The organism is Bacillus sp. SRL543 (assembly GCF_984799205.1).
In genome coordinates this window covers 3,205,913-3,227,667 of record NZ_OZ481794.1, presented here as the reverse complement: position 1 = coordinate 3,227,667, position 21,755 = coordinate 3,205,913, and the positions used below count along the sequence as shown (strand labels likewise).

At 48.1% G+C, this 21,755-nt stretch carries 24 protein-coding genes; 23 read left to right on the top strand and 1 reads right to left on the bottom strand.

The window, feature by feature from the left end:
- Window positions 1-98: 98 nt before the first annotated feature.
- The 16 genes from aroC to AC4E8B_RS16450 all read left to right on the top strand — a co-directional run bounded on the left by aroC (window position 99) and on the right by AC4E8B_RS16450 (window position 14,748).
- A complete protein-coding gene (gene aroC / locus AC4E8B_RS16525; protein ID WP_490214435.1) occupies window positions 99-1,271 on the top strand; it encodes a chorismate synthase in 1,173 nt (390 codons plus the stop codon).
- A complete protein-coding gene (aroB, locus tag AC4E8B_RS16520) occupies window positions 1,271-2,362 on the top strand; it encodes a 3-dehydroquinate synthase (protein WP_490214434.1) in 1,092 nt (363 codons plus the stop codon). The genes aroC and aroB overlap by 1 nt, the downstream gene beginning before the upstream one ends.
- Window positions 2,359-2,724 carry a chorismate mutase gene (gene aroH, locus AC4E8B_RS16515; protein WP_490214433.1) on the top strand — a complete coding sequence of 122 codons (366 nt, stop codon included), beginning with the start codon at window positions 2,359-2,361 and terminating at the stop codon, window positions 2,722-2,724. Before aroB ends, aroH begins: the two co-directional genes overlap by 4 nt.
- Window positions 2,725-2,825: 101 nt before the next feature.
- Entirely contained in the window at window positions 2,826-3,926 is a 1,101-nt protein-coding gene (gene hisC / locus AC4E8B_RS16510; RefSeq protein ID WP_490214432.1) for a histidinol-phosphate transaminase, read from the top strand.
- A gap of 65 nt (window positions 3,927-3,991) precedes the next feature.
- Window positions 3,992-5,098: a prephenate dehydrogenase gene (locus AC4E8B_RS16505; protein ID WP_490214431.1), complete on the top strand. Its 1,107-nt coding sequence runs from the start codon at window positions 3,992-3,994 to the stop codon at window positions 5,096-5,098.
- Between the two features lie 26 nt (window positions 5,099-5,124).
- Complete coding sequence (aroA, locus tag AC4E8B_RS16500; RefSeq protein ID WP_490214430.1) at window positions 5,125-6,414, top strand: 3-phosphoshikimate 1-carboxyvinyltransferase; 1,290 nt, start codon at window positions 5,125-5,127, stop codon at window positions 6,412-6,414.
- A gap of 219 nt (window positions 6,415-6,633) precedes the next feature.
- Complete coding sequence (locus AC4E8B_RS16495) at window positions 6,634-7,533, top strand: hypothetical protein (RefSeq protein WP_490214429.1); 900 nt, start codon at window positions 6,634-6,636, stop codon at window positions 7,531-7,533.
- 125 nt (window positions 7,534-7,658) lie between these two features.
- Entirely contained in the window at window positions 7,659-8,924 is a 1,266-nt protein-coding gene (locus tag AC4E8B_RS16490; protein WP_490214428.1) for a tetratricopeptide repeat protein, read from the top strand.
- A gap of 49 nt (window positions 8,925-8,973) precedes the next feature.
- The gene (locus AC4E8B_RS16485; protein WP_490219737.1) at window positions 8,974-9,522 is read left to right on the top strand and encodes a ReoY family proteolytic degradation factor; all 549 of its coding nucleotides are present in this window, start codon (window positions 8,974-8,976) and stop codon (window positions 9,520-9,522) included.
- A 119-nt stretch (window positions 9,523-9,641) separates the two neighbouring features.
- The gene (locus AC4E8B_RS16480) at window positions 9,642-10,109 is read left to right on the top strand and encodes a YpiF family protein (protein WP_490219735.1); all 468 of its coding nucleotides are present in this window, start codon (window positions 9,642-9,644) and stop codon (window positions 10,107-10,109) included.
- A 147-nt stretch (window positions 10,110-10,256) separates the two neighbouring features.
- Window positions 10,257-10,763, top strand: coding sequence for a Rieske (2Fe-2S) protein (locus AC4E8B_RS16475; protein ID WP_490214427.1), 507 nt, complete (start codon window positions 10,257-10,259; stop codon window positions 10,761-10,763).
- Window positions 10,764-10,766: 3 nt separating this feature from the next.
- Window positions 10,767-11,441 (top strand): menaquinol-cytochrome c reductase cytochrome b subunit, encoded by a 675-nt coding sequence (gene qcrB, locus AC4E8B_RS16470; protein ID WP_009791280.1) that lies wholly within the window; start codon window positions 10,767-10,769, stop codon window positions 11,439-11,441.
- Between the two features lie 44 nt (window positions 11,442-11,485).
- On the top strand, window positions 11,486-12,253 hold the full coding sequence (locus AC4E8B_RS16465; RefSeq protein ID WP_490214426.1) for a c-type cytochrome: 768 nt from the start codon (window positions 11,486-11,488) through the stop codon (window positions 12,251-12,253).
- A 244-nt stretch (window positions 12,254-12,497) separates the two neighbouring features.
- The gene (gene lhaT / locus AC4E8B_RS16460; RefSeq protein WP_490214425.1) at window positions 12,498-13,091 is read left to right on the top strand and encodes a lipoprotein heptaprenylglyceryl N-acetyltransferase LhaT; all 594 of its coding nucleotides are present in this window, start codon (window positions 12,498-12,500) and stop codon (window positions 13,089-13,091) included.
- 117 nt (window positions 13,092-13,208) lie between these two features.
- The gene (gene ypjB, locus AC4E8B_RS16455) at window positions 13,209-14,006 is read left to right on the top strand and encodes a sporulation protein YpjB (RefSeq protein ID WP_490214424.1); all 798 of its coding nucleotides are present in this window, start codon (window positions 13,209-13,211) and stop codon (window positions 14,004-14,006) included.
- A gap of 64 nt (window positions 14,007-14,070) precedes the next feature.
- A complete protein-coding gene (locus AC4E8B_RS16450) occupies window positions 14,071-14,748 on the top strand; it encodes a zinc metallopeptidase (RefSeq protein WP_490214423.1) in 678 nt (225 codons plus the stop codon).
- 103 nt (window positions 14,749-14,851) lie between these two features.
- Here AC4E8B_RS16450 and AC4E8B_RS16445 read toward each other — a convergent pair whose 3' ends face one another.
- Window positions 14,852-15,757, bottom strand: a complete 906-nt coding sequence (locus tag AC4E8B_RS16445) for a YitT family protein (protein WP_490214422.1) — start codon at window positions 15,755-15,757, stop codon at window positions 14,852-14,854.
- 201 nt (window positions 15,758-15,958) lie between these two features.
- On the opposite strand from AC4E8B_RS16445, the gene AC4E8B_RS16440 reads away from it, so the two are divergent.
- From AC4E8B_RS16440 to AC4E8B_RS16410, 7 genes are read left to right on the top strand one after another with little or no spacing between them, the layout of a single operon-like run.
- On the top strand, window positions 15,959-16,294 hold the full coding sequence (locus AC4E8B_RS16440) for a nucleotide pyrophosphohydrolase (RefSeq protein ID WP_490214421.1): 336 nt from the start codon (window positions 15,959-15,961) through the stop codon (window positions 16,292-16,294).
- A gap of 11 nt (window positions 16,295-16,305) precedes the next feature.
- Window positions 16,306-17,106, top strand: coding sequence for a 4-hydroxy-tetrahydrodipicolinate reductase (gene dapB / locus AC4E8B_RS16435; protein ID WP_490214420.1), 801 nt, complete (start codon window positions 16,306-16,308; stop codon window positions 17,104-17,106).
- A 14-nt stretch (window positions 17,107-17,120) separates the two neighbouring features.
- The gene (gene mgsA, locus AC4E8B_RS16430) at window positions 17,121-17,537 is read left to right on the top strand and encodes a methylglyoxal synthase (RefSeq protein WP_490214419.1); all 417 of its coding nucleotides are present in this window, start codon (window positions 17,121-17,123) and stop codon (window positions 17,535-17,537) included.
- Window positions 17,534-18,250, top strand: coding sequence for a bacillithiol biosynthesis deacetylase BshB1 (gene bshB1 / locus AC4E8B_RS16425; protein WP_490214418.1), 717 nt, complete (start codon window positions 17,534-17,536; stop codon window positions 18,248-18,250). The genes mgsA and bshB1 overlap by 4 nt, the downstream gene beginning before the upstream one ends.
- Window positions 18,247-19,383, top strand: coding sequence for an N-acetyl-alpha-D-glucosaminyl L-malate synthase BshA (gene bshA / locus AC4E8B_RS16420; RefSeq protein ID WP_490214417.1), 1,137 nt, complete (start codon window positions 18,247-18,249; stop codon window positions 19,381-19,383). Before bshB1 ends, bshA begins: the two co-directional genes overlap by 4 nt.
- A 1-nt stretch (window position 19,384) precedes the next feature.
- Entirely contained in the window at window positions 19,385-20,575 is a 1,191-nt protein-coding gene (locus AC4E8B_RS16415) for a CCA tRNA nucleotidyltransferase (protein ID WP_490214416.1), read from the top strand.
- Window positions 20,560-21,543, top strand: a complete 984-nt coding sequence (locus AC4E8B_RS16410) for a biotin--[acetyl-CoA-carboxylase] ligase (RefSeq protein ID WP_490214415.1) — start codon at window positions 20,560-20,562, stop codon at window positions 21,541-21,543. Before AC4E8B_RS16415 ends, AC4E8B_RS16410 begins: the two co-directional genes overlap by 16 nt.
- Window positions 21,544-21,755 lie beyond the last annotated feature (212 nt).

Sequence of the window (21,755 nt, the reverse complement as noted above, 5' to 3'; positions counted from 1 at the left end):
GCAGCTGTCAGAAAAATTCTTAATTTTTGCTATGCTTATGATAGTGCGTGTGATATATTGGTACATAATCCTTTAATGAGTTGAAGGGGGAAAGAGTTTTGAGATACTTAACAGCAGGTGAATCACACGGTCCTCAGCTGACCGTTATTATTGAAGGGCTGCCGGCAGGAATGCCGCTGCTCGAAGAAGATATTAATGCCGAACTGGCCCGGAGGCAGAAAGGCCATGGCCGGGGACGGCGGATGCAGATTGAAAAGGATACCGTGCAAATCGCCGGGGGAATCCGCCATGGGTACACTTTAGGATCACCGGTCGCACTTGAAGTAGAAAATAACGACTGGAAGCACTGGACGAAAGTGATGGGCCAGGAGCCTGTTTCTCCTGAAGAAGAAAGCGAAATAAAAAGGAAAATCTCACGGCCGCGCCCAGGGCACGCTGATCTGAACGGTGCCATCAAGTACGGTCACCGTGACATGCGCAATGTATTGGAGCGTTCTTCTGCCAGGGAAACGACAGTCAGGGTTGCAGCCGGTGCTGCAGCTAAAAAGCTGCTTAGTTTGCTGGGAATTGAAATCGCCTCCCATGTAGTTGAAATCGGCGGCATCCAATCTGCCGCTGCTTCGTATGAAAGTCTGGCCGAGGTAAAGGAAAGAACAGAAAACTCTCCAGTCCGCTGCCTTGATCCGGAAGCAGAGCCAAGGATGATGCAGGCCATCGACGATGCAAAGGCCAATGGCGATTCTATCGGAGGGATTGTCGAAGTCATTGTTGAAGGAATGCCTGCCGGGGTTGGATCATATGTCCATTATGACAGGAAGCTGGATGCAAAGCTGGCTGCTGCCATCGTAAGCATCAATGCATTCAAAGGAGTCGAATTCGGACTGGGCTTTGAAGCGGCGCGCAAGCCTGGAAGCGAGGTCCATGACGAAATTGTCTGGAATAGCGAAGAAGGCTATACCAGGAAAACCAATCGCCTTGGAGGATTTGAAGGCGGTATGACTACAGGGATGCCGATTGTAGTAAGAGGGGTCATGAAGCCGATTCCTACCTTGTATAAGCCGCTGCAGAGTGTGGATATTGAAACGAAAGAGCCATTCACTGCAAGCATAGAGCGTTCAGACAGCTGCGCTGTCCCTGCTGCTGCCGTGGTCGCAGAAAATGTCGTTGCCTGGGAGCTTGCCTCCGCCATATGCAGCCAGTTTTATGCAGACAGAATGGATGCTCTGATTGAAAGTGTGAATGAACAGCGGAATTATGCGAGGGAATTTTAATGGAGGCCATCAGCATTAAAACCCTTTCAAAAGAATATCCGGTCCTGATCGGCGCCGGAGCTGCGGGGGAACTGGGCGGCTTGCTGAGAGAGAAGCTTCCCGGCCTGACCAGCCTGCTGATTATAACGGATGAGACAGTAGCATCCCTGCATCTTGGCAGGGTGAAAGAAGCCCTTGCTGAATTTAATCCTTCCATACATATTGTACCAAGCGGGGAAAAAGCAAAAACATTTGACGTCTATTATGCAGCTTTAACTTTTGCTCTTGAAAAGAAACTTGATAGAAAATCGGCTGTCATCGCTTTGGGGGGAGGAGCAGTCGGTGATCTCGCCGGCTTTGCTGCCGCTACATTTATGCGGGGCATCCCGTTCATCCAGGTTCCGACAACCATACTTGCGCACGACAGCGCAGTGGGAGGCAAGGTAGGCATCAACCACCCTGAAGGCAAAAATATGATCGGTGCTTTCCATCAGCCTGAAGCGGTTGTCTATGACCTGGATTTTTTAAAATCGCTTCCCGATAAGGAAGTAAGGTCAGGATTTGGCGAAGCGATCAAGCATGCACTCATCAAGGACCCTTCCTTTTACAGCTGGCTGCTGCTCAATATCCATTCGCTTAAGGATATTAAGGATGAGGAATGGCTGTTCATTCTATCGAAAGGCATACAAGTGAAAAATGCTTTTGTCACTGAGGATGAAAAGGAAGCTGGGGTCAGGGCCTTCTTGAATTTTGGCCACACACTCGGCCACGCGATCGAAGCAGAATCCGGTTATGGGAATATGACACACGGTGAAGCGGTGGTCATCGGGATGCTGTTTGCCCTGGAGCTCAGCATAGAAAGATGCGGGCTTGATTTCGGCATCGGGCAATTCAGAGACTGGCTGATGGGCCTGGGCTATAGCATCTCATTGCCGTCAGGACTTCAGCCGGCAGAACTTCTGACCAGGATGAAGCAGGATAAAAAGGCAATCGGGCAAAAAGTGAACTTTGTTCTTCTTGATAGTATCGGCATTCCAGTTCTCAGAGAGATTCCTGATGGGGAGCTTCTGGAATCGCTGGAGAAGTTTGCCGTTAAGGGGGCTGGAAAATGATCAGAGGTGTCAGGGGAGCTATCACAGTACAATCGAACACAGAAGAAGAAATTGCAGCATCAGCAGAACTTCTGTTAAAGAATATGATAGATGAAAACAGCATAGCCCCGGAAGAGGTTGCTTCTGTATTCATTTCAGCGACAGATGACATAGACCAGGGGTTCCCTGCCAAAGCAATGCGGACGCTTGAAGGCTGGAAGCATGTACCTGTGATGTGCATGCGTGAAATGTCTGTACAGGATGCTCTGCCGCTATGTATCCGCGTTATGATCCATCTAAATACAGGAAAAAGCCAGCAGGAGATCAGCCATGTATATCTTGGGGGAGCGGCTGTCCTCAGGCCTGACCTGGAAAAGAAATGATTCTGCCTCTCACCGGACAGGCGCACTTATGATAAAATAAAAGCAGTTCTTTATTACTTTAATTAGGTAGCGAAAAGAAGAGTCGGAGGGGCGGTTATACAATGAAGTGGAAAAAACAATTGCTGGATTTAACACCATACCAGCCAGGCAAATCTATTGAAGATGTAAAAAAGCAATATGGACTTGAAAAGATTGTGAAGCTTGCATCAAATGAGAACCCTTTCGGATGCTCTGAAGAAGCAGCCAAAGCCCTTCAGAAAAGCTCAGGCATCTTTGCAAAATATCCAGATGGATATGCAGGAGAGCTTAGAAGCACATTGGCATCCCATCTGGGAACTGAACCAGGGCAGCTTATATTCGGGAATGGTTCGGATGAAGTGATCCAGATCATTTCGCGTGCCCTGCTGGGGCCAGGCAGGAATACGGTCATGGCTGCACCGACTTTTCCCCAGTACAAGCACAATGCGGTGATAGAAGGTGCTGAAGTAAGGGAAATACCCCTCACTGATGGTGCCCATGATCTAGAAGCGATGCTTGGAGCCGTTGATGCACATACATCTGTCATTTGGCTTTGCAGCCCGAACAATCCGACTGGCATCTATATAAACGAGAACAAGCTTGTTTCGTTCATGGAAAAGGTGCCGGAAGATATCCTTGTGGTACTTGATGAAGCCTACTGCGAATATGCAGTTGCCGATGACTATTATCATGCAGTGAGCCTCCTGGAAAAGTTCAGCAATCTGATTGTACTCAGGACCTTCTCGAAAATCTACGGACTTGCCAGCCTCCGGATCGGATATGGCATTGCAGGGGAGGAAGTCATCAGGGCGCTGGAGCCTGCGAGGGAGCCGTTCAATGTGAATACATTCGCCCAGATGGCTGCAGCAGAAGCGATTAGGGATCAGAAATATGTAGAAGAATGCCGGAACAGGAACAGGGAAGGCCTGGAGCAGTTTTATGCCTTCTGCGATGGTGCAGGGCTGGAGTATTATCCTTCCCAGGGGAACTTCATTCTGATTGACTTCAAGCGCGATGCCAATGAAGTTTTTCAATATCTGCTGGAAAAAGGCTATATCGTCCGGTCTGGCGCGGGTCTTGGCTGCCCGCAGTCCATAAGGGTCACGATTGGCTCGAAGGAGCAGAATGAAGAAATCATGGAACTGATCGGCCAATTTTTGGAGGAAACAGCGGCAGCCTTATAAAGAGCAGCACACAAAAGGCACAGGCCGGATAAGAATAGAGCAGCACGGCAAAGGCGGTGATTTTTATGAAAGGCCGCGTATTCATTATCGGCCTCGGGCTGATAGGCGGTTCCCTGGCTCTCGGCATAAAGCGGCAGCATAAAGAAGCATCCATTGCCGGTTTTGATATTAATGAAGAGCAATGCAGGCTCGCAAGGATGCTGGGAGTGATTGATGAAGCGGAGGACAGCATTGAAGAAGGCGCAGCAAAGGCCGATTTGATCCTGCTGGCCGCGCCTGTGAAGGTGACTGGCGATATACTTGCCAGACTCGGCAGAATGCAGCTGAAAAAAGGTGTGATCATTTCTGATGCAGGAAGTACAAAGGCGGAAGTCGTTAAAAGTGCTGCAGGCCTTAAAGAAAAGGGAATCATGTTCATCGGAGGCCATCCTATGGCAGGGTCCCATAAAAGCGGTGTGATCGCAGCGAAGGAAATCTTATTCGAGAACGCATTTTATCTGCTTACGCCAGAGCCCCATGTTAAGGAAAAGGACATTATGGAGCTAAAAGAATGGCTTGCGGGGACAAAAGCAAAATTCATTCAGGTGTCACCAGAAGAGCATGATTATCTTACAGGCATCATCAGCCATTTTCCCCATATTATTGCAGCCTCGCTTGTTCACCAGGCAGAAAAGGAAAGCCGCTCCCATGAACTGGTTCCCCGCCTCGCAGCAGGGGGATTCCGTGACATTACAAGGATCGCTTCAAGCAGTCCTGAAATGTGGAGGGATATCCTTCTTGCTAACAAGGAGGTTCTCCTGAAGCTTTTGGGAAGCTGGAAGGCGGAAATGGAACGGGTGGCAGCGATGCTGGAAAGTCAAAGTGCCGGGGATATCCAGCAGTATTTTGCGGGCGCAAAGCAATTCAGGGATGACTTGCCGCAGAAGCAGAAAGGCGCCATTCCTGCATTTTACGATCTATTCGTAGATGTCCCCGATTATCCCGGGGTCATTTCTGAAATCACCGGCTATCTGGCAAAAGCGGAAATCAGCATAACCAATATCAGGATCCTTGAGACGAGGGAAGAGATTTACGGTGTGCTTGTGATCAGTTTCCAGACGGAAGAGGACAGGGACCGGGCAGCAGCATGCATTCATCATTATACCGCCTATGAAACCTCCACCGGGCCTTAATATGCAAATACGAAGGGTGATGAAGGATGGAAGCAGTCACATTGAAAACGAACACAGGCAGCCTCAGGGGCGAAATTGATATTCCGGGAGATAAATCTGTTTCCCACCGATCCATCATGTTTGGCGCGATAGCGGAAGGCAGGACCGAGGTGTCGAACTTCCTAATGGGAGAAGATTGCCTGAGCACGGTATCATGTTTCCGCAAGCTTGGTGTTTCGATTACAAACGAGGAAGACAAAATGATTATTGACGGTAAGGGCTTTGAAGGGCTTAGGGAGCCCAGCGGAATTCTGGATGTCGGGAATTCAGGCACCACTATAAGGCTTTTGCTTGGCATTCTTGCCGGACTTCCCTTCCATAGCGTTTTGGCGGGCGACGAGTCGATTGCCAAGAGGCCGATGACACGCGTCTCTAATCCCTTAGCGGAAATGGGGGCACAAATCAGGGGAAGAAAAGGCGGGGAATATACTCCGCTTTCCATCCAGGGAGGCGAAGTCAAAGGCATCCGGTACGAGCTGCCCGTAGCCAGCGCCCAGGTGAAATCCGCCCTTTTGTTTGCCGGTCTCCAGGCCAGCGGGGAAACCGTTCTTATTGAACCTGCAAAGACGCGCGACCATACTGAAAGGATGATCCGCCAGTTTGGCGGAGAGGTTGTTTCAGAAGGGATGGAAGTCCGCCTGCAGGGCGGGCAGAAGCTGAAAGCCGCTAAGGTGCATGTTCCTGGGGATATTTCTTCTGCAGCCTTTTTCCTGGCTGCAGGCGCCATCATTCCCGGCAGTGAAATAGTCCTTAGAAATGTCGGCCTGAATCCGACAAGGACAGGCATAATTGAGGTTCTCCAAGGGATGGGGGCTGATATGGACATTCTTCCCTACCATAATGAGAGTGCAGAACCTGCCGGAGATATCACCATCCGATTCTCGCAATTAAAGGGAACGGTCATTGAAGGTGATATCATTCCAAGGCTTATTGACGAGATTCCGGTAATTGCGCTTCTGGCAACCCAGGCACAAGGGCAAACGGTCATTAAAGATGCTGAAGAATTGAAAGTCAAGGAAACCAATCGCATAGATACGGTCGTCAATGAGCTGAAAAAGCTTGGAGCGGATATTGAAGCAACAGCTGACGGGATGATCATCAATGGAAGGACTCAGCTGAAAGGCGGGGAGGTCTCCAGCCATGGCGATCACAGGATCGGCATGATGCTCGCCGTCGGAGCCGCCATCTGCAGCGAGGATGTTTCTCTTTCTGGTGCTGAAGCCATTTCAGTTTCCTATCCGGCATTTTTTGACCATCTGGAGTCACTGATAAGCTAAAGTCAGGATAGGAGGGGTCCGGGATGACCGGGCCTTTCTTGTTTTATACCTTGAGGGGATGGCTGCGCTGATTCTCCTCACCGGTCCAGCCGGCCTAACGCCCCGTTTCCCACTCATTTCTGCAGTTTCACGATCCTCACTTTCAAGCTCCAAAACTTTCAAACATAAATTCATGAAAATTTCATAGCTTGTCATAAGACCATTTAAGAGGGTGGTATTATGGCGTATATTATCGAGAATGCCAATATTCTCAAACAGCAAACACTTCAGAAGGCTTCGCTCCTGGTGGAAAAAGGGAAAATAACCAGCATCAGGGACTCATTCCCCCGCTATTCGTTCATGAAAATGAATGCCGAAGATTATATTATGGCGCCTGCTCAGGTCATGTATGATCCTGCTCCTCCATTAGACAGGCCCTTTTCAGAGCAGAAAAGCTATTTTATTAACGAAATGCTTATGAAGGGGATGACTTCTTTTTTAACTTTTGCGGAAGTGCGGCAGGAATCCCGGCTGTTTTCCCGAATAAAAACCGTAAAGTCAAGTTTGATCAGCTCTCCAGCCGATTATGTGATAGCGGTCAAAGTTCCTGCCAGGCTCTTGTCGCCTTCTTTCATCAGAAAATGCCGGAAAGAAAAAATACCGGCCGTCTTCGTGGAAGCTGAAAGCAAAGAAGAGCTGTCGGCGGTTCCCTGGGGATGGATAAGGGAAGCTGTTTTCCCATACAATTGCCCGCTTGTGCCTGTTTTTAAAACAGCAGATGAAAAAGCAAAGAAAGCGCTTCAGCACTTCTGGAAGCAGCTGATGGCAAAAGAAAGACTGGCCCACCTCGGGGAAGAACTGCGGGAAAGAGCGCCGATCGCCAGAGAGCATCTGGCCCTGATGGGCATCTGCCCCCATAAAGGGGACATCAGGCAAGGAGGGGAAGTAAGCTATAATTTATATGTTAAGGATGGAGGAGACAGAAACATTGAAGAATCGGGGCTCTTTCATTATTATAGTCATAGACTTGCCATAACGGCCCACAAAGGAACGATCATCAGGGCAGGCGGATATTTCAGATTCTGTCCGGGCTATGGAGAGCGTGTTATAATAAAGATTCCGGCTTTTTTTACAGTATAACGGACTGGGTCAGCCTGTCAGCCTGGCTGCACCATTATGATTTCAAGCGGGATCCCCGGCAATCTGAACCCAGACTGTTTTCAAATGATATCTGCAACCATCTTTAGTCATGAAAGGAAATAACAATGGACAAAGTTAATAAAATCATTTCGCTATTAGAAAATGGACAGCATGAAGAAGCACTGAGGGACTATGCACAGATTCTGGACAGCGGTTCTCATGAGGAGAGATTTGTGCTGGGGGAGGAACTGTTCCAGCTGGGATTGCTCGAGGAATCAAAGGCCCTGATTGAAAGGCTGCTTGAATCTTATCCGGACGAAGGCGAACTGCTTGTCCTCCTGGCTGAGCTTCATATTGACCTCGCCAATGAAGAGGAAGCTATGCTCGTCCTTGAAAGGATTTCGGAGAAAGATCCAAGCTATCCGCAGGCATTGCTTCTTTTAGCGGATCTGTACCAGATGGAAGGCTTATATGAGGTGAGCGAGCAGAAACTTTTAAAAGCTAAATCTATTCTGGATGAAGAGGTCATCATCGATTTTGCCCTTGGTGAATTATTTTTGGAGCAAGGTAAATTCATAGAGGCGATCAAAGCCTATGAAAAAGTCCTTGAAACAAGCCAGGAACTCGCCGGAACAAATGTGAATCAGAGAATGGCCGAGGCACTCAGTGCCGGCGGGGCATTCGAGGAAGCGATCCCGTTTTATGAAAAGGCGCTCGAAGCCCGGCTGGAGATCAATACCCTTTTCAGCTATGCATTCACCGCCCTGCAGGCAGGGATCAACAGGACTGCCATTGAAAAATTCAATGAGGTGAAAGAGCTTGATCCTGAATACCATTCCCTGTATCTGCACCTTGCACGCGCCTATGAGCGAGAAGAAGAGCTGGAAAACAGCTTTGAGGCAGTCCAGGAAGGCATAAAGCATGATGAGTTCAATAAAGATCTGTTTTTCTATGGCGGAAGGCTTGCATTAAAGCTTGCGCGCGAAAACGATGCAGAGGACATGCTCCGTATGGCTCTCGTCCTGGATCCTGAGTTCACTGAAGCGGCTTTGACACTGAACAAGCTTTTCTTCAAGCAGGACCGCTTTGGGGATGTCCTTGACATTGTGGACACGATGGAAGCACAGGAAGAGGAAGAGCCTCAATTCCTTTGGGATGCGGCTTCTGCCCTTCAGCAGCTTGAAGAATATTCCCTGGCATTAAACAAATACCAGCAAGCATATACTTACTTTAAAGAACAGTCAGACTTTCTGTCAGACTATGGATATTTTCTGATGGAGGAAGGAAAATGGGCAGAGGCTGCCGAAATTTTTAAGAAACTGCTTGAGCAGGATCCGAGCAACGAAGAATATCTCGATATTGTCCAGAGGCTTAGCGGCGATCTGTTGTAAGAAAAGGCACGAACAAAAATTCAGTTGCAAGCAGAGGAGGGAACAAATGGTGGCGACCCCTGTATCTGTCAGCGAGAAAAAAGATTTTATCCGCTGGTTCTTAAACCATTATCAATTGAAACGGCGCGAATGCGTTTGGATTTTAAATTATTTAATGAGTCATGACCAGCTGATGGAACGGGTGCATTTTGTGGAACAGGCACAATATTGTCCAAGAGGCCTGGTGATGTCAACACATTGCGTTGATGAAGTTCCTTTCCGTTTTTACAAAGAGAATGTCATGACAACTGATGCCGAGAAATCATTCCATGATATCAGGCTGAACAGGGAAGAAGACATCTTCATCCAGCTCAATTTCCATGCATCCAACAAGGCCCATCAATATGCGGCTGTCCTGGAGGAAAATCCTTTCATGCCAAAGACCCTCCAGGTTAGCGAGAAGGACCGTCTGATTGCAGAGCGCTTCCTTTCGGAAAGCCTCGCTAAGTTTCAAAGAGAGAAATTGATGCAGCTGATCGATGAATCACTGGATAAAGGCGATAAAGAAACATTCAAGCGGCTCACTGAAAAGCTGAAGATGATTATGGTGAAAGCATAGAAAAATAGTTTGGCTGGATAAGGGGCATCCGTGCGGGTGTCCCTTTAGCGATGCTTTCGGCAGCTGCTGTAAGTTATGGTAAAATAATGAGGCAAGCTATACGATTTGGAGTGGTAATGATGAAGTGGATTCCGCAGGATATTGAAATGTATTTAAAATCAAAAGAGTATGTCGACACAGCTGTCCTCCCCCTTTTGCCCGTTACATTCACAGGGGATATGAAGCAGGCCGCTTCAATGGCTGAATTTGTCACAATGCTTTCTTATCAGATGGAAAGGCAGTTTAAAGGAAGGCTAATGATGCTGCCTGGCTTTTCCTACCTTAAGTCCGGCTCTGCCCTTGATGAGCATCTCGAAGAGCTGAAGAAATGGGAATCCGCCATCCTGGAGAGCGGCTTCAAGCATGTGTTCTATCTGACTTCAGACAGTGAGTGGAAAATGGCTGAAAGGGAGCTTGGGGGATCTCTGCTCTGGCTGCCATCCCTGCCTCTGGAGCATATGGATGATACGTACAGGAACTCAGTCCTTGAAGACCAGGTCAAGCAGCTGCTGAATTTATTTGTACAAAAATGGCAGGCTGGTGAATAATTCCTGAAAAACCGCTGTGAACAGCCGGTTTGCCTACAGATTTTATTGACCTTGCCTAAAGATTGATATATCATTGTTATGTCCTAGTTTTATATTGTGTTGAATTTTGTCCGTTGGACTTGATTTCATGATAGAGGGGGGAAATGTATGAGCAAACATCGTGTTTCAAGACGTCAATTCCTGAACTATACACTTACTGGTGTAGGCGGTTTCATGGCGGCCGGGATGCTGATGCCTATGGTCCGTTTTGCAGTGGATCCTATACTGCAGGCCAGCGAGGCAGGAGATTTCATTCCGACACCGCAAAAAGTAAGCGAAATCACTGCTGAGCCTACTCGGGTCGACTTTAAATTCGAACAGCAGGATGCCTGGTATACTTCAGAGGTATCGAACACCGCGTGGGTTTATAAGGATGAAAACGGGGAGATCGTTGCCTTATCTCCTATCTGTAAGCATTTAGGCTGCGTTGTTGACTGGAACAAAGACAAGGCGAATCCAGACCACTTCTATTGCCCATGCCATGGCGGGCTTTATACGAAGGATGGGACAAACGTGCCTGGAACACCGCCGGCAGCACCGCTGGACGTGTATCCAACAAAAGAAAAAGATGGTTTCCTATTATTAGGGAAAGCAGAACCGCGAAAGGGGGCGTAATAAGTGTTAAACAAAATTTATGACTGGGTCGACGAGCGTTTGGATATTACGCCTTTGTGGCGGGATATTGCAGACCATGAAGTACCTGAGCACGTAAACCCTGCCCATCACTTTTCGGCTTTCGTTTACTGCTTTGGCGGATTGACCTTCTTCATCACAGTGATCCAGATTTTATCCGGTATGTTCCTGACAATGTATTATGTGCCGGATATTAAGAATGCCTGGGAATCTGTCTATTATCTGCAAAATCAGGTTGCTTTCGGGCAGATTGTCCGCGGGATGCACCACTGGGGTGCGAGCCTGGTCATCGTAATGATGTTCCTACATACGTTACGTGTTTTCTTCCAAGGGGCCTACAAGAAGCCCCGTGAGCTGAACTGGGTTGTCGGAGTGCTGATTTTCTTCGTCATGCTGGCGCTCGGCCTGACAGGCTATCTTCTTCCTTGGGATATGAAAGCGTTATTTGCAACAAAAGTTACGATCCAAATCGTTGAATCCACACCGTTGATCGGTCAGCAGCTGAAAGCGCTGATGGCTGGAAGCACTGACATAGTCGGAGCCCAGACGATCACAAGATTCTTTGCGATCCATGTATTCTTCCTGCCTGGAGCTCTCCTGGGATTGATGGGTGCCCACTTCCTGATGATCCGTAAGCAGGGTATTTCTGGACCGTTGTAAAATTCAACTTCAATACTGCTAACTGAAAAGGAGGGGAATGCTCAATGCATCGTGGAAAAGGTATGAAGTTTGTAGGCGACTCCCGTGTCCCTGTAAACCGTAATCCGAATATTCCGAAAGACTACTCTGAGTACCCTGGCAAAACGGAAGCATTCTGGCCTAACTTCCTATTGAAGGAATGGATGGTCGGCGCCGTTTTCCTGATCGGATATCTATGTTTGACCATCGCTCACCCGTCTCCGCTTGAAAAAATAGCAGATCCGAGCGATACAGCATATATTCCGCTTCCAGACTGGTATTTCTTGTTCTTATACCAACTATTAAAGTACACATATGCTTCAGGCCCATATAACGTCATCGGGGCGTTTATCATTCCCGGGCTTGCTTTTGGAGCGCTGATGCTTGCTCCATTCATCGACCGCGGCCCTGAGAGGCGCCCATCTAAGCGCCCTCTGGCAACCGGTTTTATGCTGCTTGCCATTGCAGGCATTTTCTATCTTACTTGGGAGTCTGTAGCGAACCATGACTGGGAAGCTGCAGAACAGCAGGGTAAAATCGTTGCTGAAGCGGAAATCGATAAAGAAGCAGAAGGCTACAAAATTTATGAAGCGCAAGGCTGCATCAGCTGCCACGGCGGTGAATTGGCAGGCGGAGCCGGTGCTCCGGCCCTGATCGATACAGGACTTTCTCCTGAAGAAGTCGCGAAAATCGCCAAAGAAGGTAAAGGCGCCATGCCTGCCGGAATCTTCAAGGGCACTGATGAAGAGCTTCAAAAGCTTTCTGAATTCATTTCAAGCATTGAGAGTAAATAATAGAGAAGAAGCCGGCAGGGTGCCGGCTTCTTTTTTTCTTCAGAAAACTGCAGCCTCGTCATCTCCCCAATACAAATCTGTCTATGATTCTGTATTCATCGGCTGATATGGCATTTACATGTATCCGGAATGCTCCGGCTTACTTCATTAATGGCAAGCTTCAGCAAATTCTATCGGAAAGTTCCCCCTTTAATTTCCTCTATGATAAAATATAGCCATAATGATAGAGAGAAGAGGGTATGGTATGAAGTGGATTTATCCTATTTTAGGTAACCGCTCGGTATTATGGCTGCTCCTTGTGGTCAATATTGCCGGAACGGTGTATGGATATTACTGGTACGGGTGGCAGCTGAAGGATACACCGCCGCATTTTCTGGCGTTTGTTCCTGACAGTCCGACGGCCAGCCTGTTTTTTTGTTTTGTTCTTGCTGCCTTCCTTATGCGAAGGAACTGGCCCCTTTTAGAGGCTTTGGCGGCCGTGACGCTTTTTAAATACGGTGTCTGGGCAGTCGTTATGAACCTGCTTGTTTATAGAGTGACAGGCGAACTGGATCCTATAGCCTTAATGCTGATCGGATCGCATGCTGCGATGGCCATCCAGGGATTGCTGTACTCTCCCTTTTACCGGATCAAATGGATTCATCTGATCATCGCTGCTGTATGGACGCTCCACAATGATGTCATTGACTATGTGTTCTTTATGCTTCCGCGCTATCCTGTGCTGAATTTATATACACCTGAGATCGGCTATTTTACTTTTTGGCTGAGTATGGTATCTCTGTTCCTGGTGTACTGGTTCTCTATCAGGCCCGGCCGCACAAAATTGACGATAGAGTAGGCTTCCTTATGGAGCCTTTTCTTTTTCCCTAAATTGATTCCTGAGAGGACTAACTTTTGGTCTAACCTTGTCCAACCCTTCATACATTTTTAATAGTAATTGCAGGGGGGGACAATATTGAAAGCAAAAATTGCCATATCCATATTTCTGGTCTATCTTTTAATGCCTTTTTCCATATATGCAGAGCAGCCTTCTTCTTCGATGGACAAACTTGACATGCTTTCTGACGAAGCGCTTCAAATGGTCAAAATTCAAAAATACGAAGAGGCAAAAAAGATTTTGGATTACTTTTCAGATCAGTTCCTGTCCGGGGAAGTACAGGCAAGGCCGTTCAATATGGATGAGCTGAGGATCGTTTCCAATGCTCATGATGAAGCAGTGGAAGCGGCTGCCAGCATCGATATGAACCATAATGAGCGGATGAACAGGGTAACAAGATTCAGGCTGGTCATTGATGCAATCACTTCGAACAGGCAGCCATTGTGGGCGGAGATGGAAGACCCGATTATGGATGTGTTCGGGGGGATGAAGGAGGCAGCCTATGCAGGTGACAGCAAGGCCTTCCATTCCAGCCTTAATACCTTTTTAACCTTATATGGCATCATTTATCCTGCCCTGAAAGTGGATCTTCAGGCAGACAGGCTCCAGCAGCTGGATACCCGGGTCAGCTTCATAGACCATTACAGGCCGCAGGTGGTGAGTGAAACCTCGAGCCAGCAGGAGCTGGATGCTCTTGAAGCAGATTTATCCTCACTTTTTGATGAAATGACTGACGATGAAGCCGATCCTTCGCTTTGGTGGGTGATTATATCTACAGGGAGTATAATAATCCTTACATTATCTTATGTTGGCTGGAGAAAATATAAGGGTGACCAGGACAAAGAGAAGAGCAGAAAAAGAGAGCTGAAAAATTGACACCATTCAACAGAAAAAATACAATAGATTAAATTACAGCAGAGAGATGAATGGGAGGAATAACATGGATTTCCTAATATACTTTGCGATCATCATCCTCGTGCCGATCTGGGCGCAGTTCAAGGTGAAAGGCACCTATAGCAAATATTCCCGGGTACCGGCTTCTTCCCATATGAGAGGTGCAGAGGTTGCCAGAAGGATCCTGGATTCCAACGGATTATATAATGTCAATGTTGAGGAAACGAGGGGACATCTGACAGACCATTATGATCCCCGTTCAAAAACGGTAAGGCTGTCCTCGCAGAATTACCATGGCCATTCCGTCGCTGCAGCAGCAATAGCTGCCCATGAGGTCGGCCATGCCATGCAGGATCAGCAGGATTATGCATTCCTCCGGGTCCGCCATTCGCTGGTGCCGATCGCGAGCATAGGTTCAAATTTTTCCTGGGTGCTGATCATGGTAGGGATTTTTGCTGAGCTGAGCGGCCTTCTCCTTTTGGGGATCATTTTCATGGCCATAGCCGTCCTCTTCCAGGTAGTTACCCTCCCGGTCGAGTTCAATGCTTCAAACAGGGCAATGGACCAGGTCGTCTCACTGGGTGTCATCCGGAATGATGAGGAAAGGGAAACGAAGAAGGTTCTCAACGCTGCTGCCCTGACCTATGTTGCAGCTGCAGCGGTAGCGGTTCTGGAGTTATTGCGATTGATCATGATCTTTACAGGCATGCAGAGGCAGGATTAAGCTCAAAAGAAAAACCAGCCATCGGGCTGGTTTTTCTTTTTGTCTAATAGGAATTGGATCTCTTAGCCTTTGTTCCTTAATTGAACAAGCGCCTTCCGCATTTCTAGTGCTCAATTGGCTTCTTATTTTCATCCAGTGTGAATCCTTCGCCCAGGACATCGTGCACGACGCTGACTGTGACAAAGGCATGCGGATCGACGGAGGTGATGACGCTTTTCAGCCGGACGATTTCATTTTTGCCGACTACGCAGTAAAGGACTTCCCGGTCCTGTTTGGTGAAGGAGCCGTGCCCCTTCAGCACCGTTACCCCGCGGTCCATTTCCTTCAAAATCCTGCTGGCGATAGCTTCGTTTTGATCGGAAATGATCATCGCACCCCTAGCGGCGTAGGCGCCTTCCTGCATAAAATCGATGACCCGGGCGCCGACGAACACGGCAACAAGTGTGTACATGGCTTCCTGGTACGTCAGATAGAAAATAAGCGACAAAGTGATGACACAGGCATCGAAAAGAAACATTGTTTTTCCCATGCTCCAGCCGATGTATTTATGGGCCAGCCTCGCTATGATATCGACTCCGCCGGTTGTTCCGCCGAAACGGAAAATGATCCCGAGGCCTATGCCGATGAAAACGCCGGCAAAAAGAGCCGCTAGAGTAAGATCTTCCTTCAGCGGCATGTCAATCTGATAGCGCTGAAAAATCCACAGAAACAGGGAAACACTGAAGGTGCCGATCATGGTGTAATAAAAGGAATTCCTGCCGAGCAATTTCCAGCCTATAAAGAATAATGGTATATTTAACAATAAGTTCGTATAGGAGGGATCCCACTTAAATAGGAAAAAAAGGAGCAGGGTAATGCCGGTGAAACCGCCTTCGGCCAAGTTGTTCTGCATATTGAAATGAACAATTCCGAAAGAAAAGATTGCTGAACCGAGCAGGATGAATAATATATTCTTGATTTTTAATCCGTTTTGCACGTTTTTCCCCTCTTTTCCTGTTTTTATCACCATAAGATTATATAAAATAAAAGAGTACAGAGCAATAATGAGCAGGGCAGAATAGCAGCTGCCGGGCGGTCAAAAATATTTGTAAAAAGCTGTTCCATTAGGCTAACATGATAAAGAAAAAGCATCCATTCTCTATAAGATAAGCCTAATTTGCTGCTTTATGCAAAAGGCTCAGGAAGGCGGAAGTTGAGGTGGCTAACCAAGATGGAATCTAATCTTAAAACGATGAAAGACCTCCAGGCTGAGGTTGATCAATACATAAGCCAATTTAAAGAAGGATATTTCAGTCCGCTCGCAATGCTTGCACGGATGACGGAAGAGCTGGGAGAACTGTCCAGGGAAGTGAATCATCATTTCGGTGAAAAGCCGAAGAAATCGACCGAAGAAGACAATACCATTGAAAATGAGCTGGGGGACATGCTTTTTGTCCTGATCTGCTTTGCTAACTCACTGAATATTGATCTGCAGGAAGCCCATGACAGAGTAATGGATAAATTTAATACGCGGGATAAAGACCGCTGGACAAGAATTGAAGAGTAGGAGAGATTCTGATGGATAAGATAAAGATTGTTATTGCGGGGCCGCGCGGCCGGATGGGAAGGGAAGCGGTTCAGCTTGTGCTGAATACCGGCCATTTTGCCCTTCAGGCGGTGGTTGACCATAAATATGAGGGGAAAATGCTCAGTGATCTCGAAGGTTTTGCAGGGGCCGATGTCCCGATTTTTACAGAATTGGCCAATTGCCTGGAGCAGACAGAAGCTGATGTGCTGATCGACCTTACGACACCGGAGGCAGGCATGCACCATGCAAGGACTGCCCTCTCATATGGAGTAAGGCCGGTAGTCGGGACAACTGGCTTTAGCAAAGAGGACCTGAGGGAACTGGAAGAAACCTGCCGGGAAAAAGAATTGGGATGCATCATCGCGCCAAACTTCGCCCTGGGCGCTGTCCTTATGATGAAGTTTTCACAAATGGCAGCCCGCTATTTCAATGATGCAGAGATTATTGAGCTCCATCATGACCAGAAGCTTGACGCCCCATCGGGAACAGCGGTTAAAACAGCTGAAATGATGGCAGAAGCAAGAGAAGCAAAGCAGCAGGGCCACCCGAATGAAAAGGAAACGATGACAGGAGCGAGGGGAGCAGATTATGAAGGGATGCGCATCCATTCAGTCCGCCTTCCCGGGCTGATTGCCCATCAGCAGGTGATGTTCGGCTCAGATGGGCAGACATTGTCGATCAGGCATGATTCTTATAACCGGGCCTCCTTCATGTCCGGTGTGAAGCTTGCTGTCGAGACGGTCATGAAAGCAGATTTGTTTGTCTACGGACTTGAGAATATCATGGAATAAAGGGAGGGGATATTATGAACATTGCTTTGATTGCACACGATAAAAAGAAAGACGATATCATCCGCTTTGCGACCGCCTACAAAGATATTTTGGCGGGACACGCCCTTTTTGCTACAGGGACGACCGGCTCGAGGATCATGGATTCGACTGGCCTCACAGTCACTCGCTTTCAATCTGGCCCGCTCGGCGGTGACCAGGAAATAGGCGCGCTCATTGCCAATAAGAAAATGGATCTGGTCTTCTTCTTCAGAGATCCGCTGACAGTGCAGCCGCATGAACCGGACGTTTCTGCTCTGGTCCGGCTCTGCGATGTGTATTCTGTCCCGCTTGCCACCAATATGGGTACAGCGGAGCTGCTGGTAAAGGGCCTGGAAAGGGGCGACCTCGACTGGCGGTTGATCGTGAAGGGCGAAGACGGTGAGGTTTTATGATAGAAGAAAGATTGGATATCCTGGCCTTTGGCGCCCATTCCGATGATGTTGAAATCGGGATGGGAGGGGCGCTTGCCAAGTATGCAGCTGAGGGAAAAAAGATTGGGATCTGTGACCTCACTGGTGCGGAGCTTTCCTCCAACGGAACTGTAGAAACGAGGAAAAAAGAGGCGGAGAAGGCAGCAGGCATTCTTGGCGTGGCGGTCAGGGAAAATCTTGGGCTGCCTGACCGGGGGCTGCTGCTGAATGAGCAGGCGATCACTGCTGCGGCAAGAATCATCAGGACTTACAAACCTGCTGTCATTTTCGCCCCATATTATGAAGACAGGCATCCTGATCATGGGAACTGCGCAAAAATCGTGGAAGAAGCCGCATTTTCAGCAGGCATCCGCAGGGCGGACCCTGAAAGCGGATTGCCGCCCCATAAAGTGAATGGGCTGTATTTTTATATGATAAACGGTTTTCATCAGCCTGATTTCGCCATTGATGTATCAGATTATATGGACCAGAAGCTTGCGAGCCTGAGGGCGTATGAGAGCCAGTTTATCAGGAATGCTGATTCAGCAGATACTCCGCTTGTAAATGGCTATATAGAAAATGTAGAAGCAAGGGAAAGGCTTTATGGGAAAGAAATGGGAGTCGTATACGCGGAAGGCTTCCTGTCTAAAAAGCCGATACTAATACATAAAGATTTATTGGGTGGAGAAGCATGACAAGAAAATTAAAAATCGGGATTACCTGCTATCCGACAGTCGGTGGTTCAGGGGTTGTGGCTACAGAGCTAGGAAAGCTCCTTGCCGAAAGAGGGCATGAAATACATTTTATTTCTTCCAGCCTCCCTTTCAGGCTGAATCGGATGTATCATAATATTTTTTATCACCAGGTGGAAGTGAGCCAGTATTCTGTTTTCCAATATCCTCCTTATGATATAGCCCTGGCCAGCAAGATGGCTGAGGTGATCAACAGGGAACAGCTTGATCTGATGCATGTCCACTATGCGGTTCCCCATGCCGTATGTGCAATCCTTGCCAAGCAGATGAGCGGGCGCGATGTGAAGATTGCCACTACTCTTCATGGCACAGATATAACCGTCCTTGGATATGAACCGTCCCTTAAAGACAGCATCCGCTTTGGTATCGAGAAGTCTGACCGGGTGACAGCTGTTTCCAAATCTCTTATATCGCAAACATATGATTTGATACATCCTGAAAAGGAAATTCAGGCTGTCTATAATTTTATAGACCATAGAGTGTATCAGAAAACTGACAGTGATCATCTGAAAAAAGAATACGGGATAGCTGAAAATGAAAAAACAATCATACATGTTTCCAATTTCCGTGCGGTCAAAAGGGTGCAGGATGTTGTAAAGGTGTTTGCCAGGATTGCGTCAGAAATCCCAGCCAAGCTTCTCCTCGTCGGCGACGGCCCGGAAATGTCAACTGTGTGCAAGCTTGTCAAGGAGCTTGGCATAAAGGGGAAGGTACTGTTTCTCGGGAAGCAGGATAAAGTGGAAGAGCTTTATTCAATCAGCGACCTGATGCTGCTGCTTTCTGAAAAAGAAAGCTTCGGCCTGGTGGCGCTGGAAGCCATGGCGTGCGGCGTTCCCTGCATAGGGACGGATATCGGAGGAATCCCGGAAGTAATATCAGACGGTGAGACGGGATATATTTGCAAACTTGGCGACATAGAGAGCATGGCGGAAAAAGCAGCCAATCTGCTGGCAGATGCCGATAAGCACGCAAGTTTCTCGCACCGGGCTGTAGAGGCCGCGAGGGAAAAATTCAGCGCCGAACAAATAGTCAGCGAGTATGAGAGGCTTTATTTTGATATGTTAAATGAGGGATAATATGAATCCGTTTTTTTTAAAGGCGGCACCTGTACTGGAAAAGATTGAAGATGCCGGGTATGAAGCCTATTTTGTAGGGGGTTCTGTCAGGGATTATCTGCTCGGCAAGGATATTTCCGACGTGGATATAGCTACTTCGGCCACCCCTATGGAGATCAAAGACATTTTTCCCAGAACGGCGGATGTCGGCATAGAGCATGGCACGGTCGTAGTGCTGCATGCAGGGGAAAGCTATGAAGTCACCACTTTCAGGTCTGAGTCGGATTATGAAGATTTCCGCAGGCCGTCTAAAGTGGACTTTATCCGTTCCCTGGATGAAGATCTCAAACGCAGGGATTTCAGGATGAACAGTATGGCGATGTCAAAGGACGGCCAAATCATCGATCCTTTCGGGGGCCGGGAGGATATCCAAGGCAAAAGGATTGCAACCGTGGGAAATCCGCTGGAGCGATTTTACGAAGATGCTTTAAGGATGATGAGAGCCGTGCGTTTTGCCAGCCAGCTTTCATTCCAGATAGATGGAGAGACTTATGAGGCGCTGGTTTCTGAAGCTTATCTTCTTGAGAAGATTGCGATTGAAAGAAAGCTGGCAGAATTTGAAAAACTGCTTGCGGGCGAAAACAGCTTTATGGCGCTTAAAATCATGGCAGACACAGGCCTTTCACAGCATCTCCCGGGCCTGGCAGGGAAACAGCAAGAGTTGATATCATTTGCCGGGAAGCTGGGCAGCGGGCTTTTATCCGAGGAAAGCTGGGCTCTCCTGTCTGCAGGACTTGGCTATGATAGCAGGACCGCGGAATCTTTTTTGAGAAGCTGGAAAATGCCAGTCAAAAAGATCAGGCATGTATGCAAGATCCTTTATTGGATTCAGTACCGCTCAGAACGCAGCTGGACACTTGCATCGGTTTATAAGGCGGGGGCAGAGGCTGCCCGGAATGCAGAGAAGGTTCTGGCGGCGGCAGGGGATGACAGCGCAGATGCAGAGGTTCCTGCCCGTTTGTATGCTTCACTTCCGATACGGAGTATAAAGGAACTGGATGTTACCGGGAATGACTTGATTTTATGGTTTGAAAAGCCAGGCGGACCCTGGGTGAAGGAATTGCTGGGCCAGGTTGAAAATAGCATCATCTCCGGCCATCTGGCAAATAAAAAAGAGGAAATAAGGGGGTGGCTGGAGTGCAATCAGAGCTGAGGAAAAAATTGCTTGCCGCCTTTACGGAGAGCAATGGGGAATATTTATCCGGCCAGTATCTGGCAGACCTGATCGGCTGTTCCAGGACGGCTGTATGGAAGCATATCGAAGAACTGAGGCGCGACGGATTCGAGCTTGAAGCCGTAAGAAGGAAAGGCTACCGGATTGTGAAGACAACAGAGAAGGTGACCGCCGATGAAATCCGCCTGGGCATGAAAACCAGCTTGCTCGGTACAGAAATCCACTATGAAGAAAGTGTGGATTCGACGCAGAAAATCGCCCACAGGCTCGCATACGATGACGCTCCGGAAGGCACGATCGTAGTGGCGGAAGAACAGCTTAACGGCAGGGGGAGGATGGACAGGAAATGGCATTCCCCCAAATATACAGGGATCTGGATGAGCGTCATCCTGCGGCCGGAAATCCCGCTCCCGCGCGCACCGCAGCTGACGCTCCTTGCAGCGGTTGCCGTCGTCCAGTCCATTGAGGAATGCACGGCACTTTCACCGCAGATCAAATGGCCGAATGATATTCTCATAGGAGGCAAGAAGGTCACTGGCATCCTGACAGAATTGCAGGCGGAAGCCGACCGCATCTTTTCGATCATTATCGGGATCGGCATCAATGTGAACCAGCAGCTTGAAGATTATCCGGAAGAGCTGAGGGGGACAGCCACTTCCCTGGCAATCGAAAAGGGAGGAAACCTCTCGAGGGCAGAGCTGATCAGGGTCGTCCTGCAGAAATTGGAGAATTTGTACAAGCTTTATATGGAAAAAGGCTTCTATCCGATCCGGCTTCTTTGGGAAAGCTATGCTGTCAGCATTGGAAAGCAGATCACTGCAAGGACGATTTCAGGAAGCATCAGCGGGAAGGCATTAGGTATCACGGAGGAAGGAGTCCTGAGAATAGAAGATGAAGCCGGGGAAATTCACCATGTTTACTCTGCTGATATTGAACTGGACTCATAATTTTATTAGCTAACTATTTTCATTTTTGATATAATTCAACTGGGCAGTATCTTAACGAACTGCACCTATTTATCAATTTATATTATATAGTTTCTGCCTAGATCCAGAATATGGACCGGGACAGAGGGATGAAACGAATAATGAAGCCAAGACGCGACGGGATCCTTCTGCACTTTTTTGAAGGATCCCTTTTTTATATGCCGGCTTTTTGT